Below are 1,745 nucleotides of genomic sequence, written 5' to 3'. Positions count from 1 at the left end.
GGCGGCGTCGTCGGGGCTATCTAGTCCCCACACCACATCGTCGCGCTGGATCGGTTGTAATTGTCGTATCACTTTGCTCAAGCTGGTGGCGCCGACTTTTGCACCGCAGCCGCCGCAGCGCATGGCAAGGGCAGATAAGGGGCTGGGGGTGTCGATACCGCTTATGGCCGGGGCGACAGCTTGGTTTGCGAGGGCCGAGGCGGGCATGCTCAACTCGGCAAACATAGCCATAAATTGCTGGTCAATGCGATTCTTCCAGCGCCATACCCAGCCGCCGCGCAGGGTGGGCAAAAAACGGCGGTGGGCAATGGCATCTCGCCTGCCGAGGGCGAGAATACTTAAAAAGTCCTGTTGAGGGCGGTGCTGCTTCAGGGGCTTTGCTAAAAGCTTCCGCTGTAAATTTTCAAACAACACCGGGCCTTGCCGTACCGCAAAGACGCCTGCTGCTGGGCGCGGGTATTTAACTTGTTGGGCGATGTCTCCGGCGGCAAAGACAAAATCGTGGCTGGTCGCTTGCAAGGTGTCGAATAGGCTAATAAAGCCTTTGTCATCGGTGGCTAAACCACTTTGACGAGGCCAAGCCGCGGCGCTGGCCTGGGTGCACCAGAATATATGTTCGCTCGCTAGGGGAGCTGCCCCGCTGCTGAAATGAATATGTCCAGAACTGAGTTTACTCACCTCACTATTGCTGTGCATGTGAATGCCCTTGCTGCGCAACTCCGCGGCTACGTGTCCGCGAATCCGCGGCGGGTAGCTGCTAAGGATATTCTCACCGCGATAAATCAGGTGGAAGTCCACTGGTATGCCTATGTCCGCTTGTTGGCTAATGGCATGGCGCATGGCCAAAATCAACTCGACTCCGGCTGCACCACCACCGATCACGGCAATCGCGCATGGCCTTGACGCACATCGGAGTTGGGCTAGGCAATGCTGCCAGCGGGGATAAAACGCGCTGATTGGTTTCACCGGCGTGGCATATTCTGCGACCCCGACCAAGCTGAGGTCGGGGGTGATGCCACTATTGATCGACAGTAGGTCAAAGCCAATCGCGGGGCGGTCAGTGTCGTCGAGCCACAATTCACGGTTATCTAAATCGAGGCGGCTAACACTGGCCTGAATAAATCGCACACCGGCAAACTGGCAGAGCCGCATCAAATCGATATGGGCGTCGTCAAATTGGAAATGTCCGGCGACTAAGCCCGGCAACATCCCCGAATAGGGGGTTTGCACCTGGGGCGAGATCAGAGTTAAACGCACACCTGGTAAGGACCGCATCCCCCACATTTTGATGACCTGGGCATGGGCGTGGCCGCCACCGACGAGGACTAGATCTTGATAGGCGATGGTCGACGTGCTCGTCATGCTCATAGGGTTTGTTGAATCTCTAAATTGGACGGGGCATTGCCTAGTATCGCACGCCAGAGCCGAATCGATAAAATTCGGCGTTTACCTGTAATCATCAGCGCTTTTTAACTTTGTTTGGTTGCTCGGTCGGTGCTCGGTGCTGGCGCGTTAATTTACCTGCGGATAACTTGGTATCTTGTGGTTGACTATATAGACAATCATTGTTTACTATCTCGCCATGATTAGCTATCTCCGCCCAAATGCAGACGACCTGCCATACGTTGACGATCACGGTTTGATCGTTAGCGTCATGGTGCTCACGCATTTTGTCCTGAAACATACTATGGACAAACTGATGGAGAGTAAGCGCTATGCCAAGCTTAGCTTGAGTTTTGATGGCC

At 54.8% G+C, this 1,745-nt stretch carries 2 protein-coding genes; both read right to left on the bottom strand.

Translation table 11 applies throughout. From position 1 onward, the window contains the following. A partial coding sequence (locus tag ABYT30_RS18935; protein ID WP_373098095.1) for an FAD-dependent oxidoreductase occupies positions 1-1,368 on the bottom strand: 1,368 nt, incomplete at its 3' end. 91 nt (positions 1,369-1,459) lie between these two features. Beyond that, on the bottom strand, positions 1,460-1,745 hold a 286-nt coding region (locus ABYT30_RS18930), incomplete at its 5' end, for a hypothetical protein (protein ID WP_373098093.1).

The sequence above is a fragment of the Zhongshania sp. genome (assembly GCF_041623545.1).
Classification (GTDB): Bacteria; Pseudomonadota; Gammaproteobacteria; order Pseudomonadales; family Spongiibacteraceae; genus Spongiibacter.
This window is presented reverse-complemented; position numbering and strand designations above follow the sequence as displayed.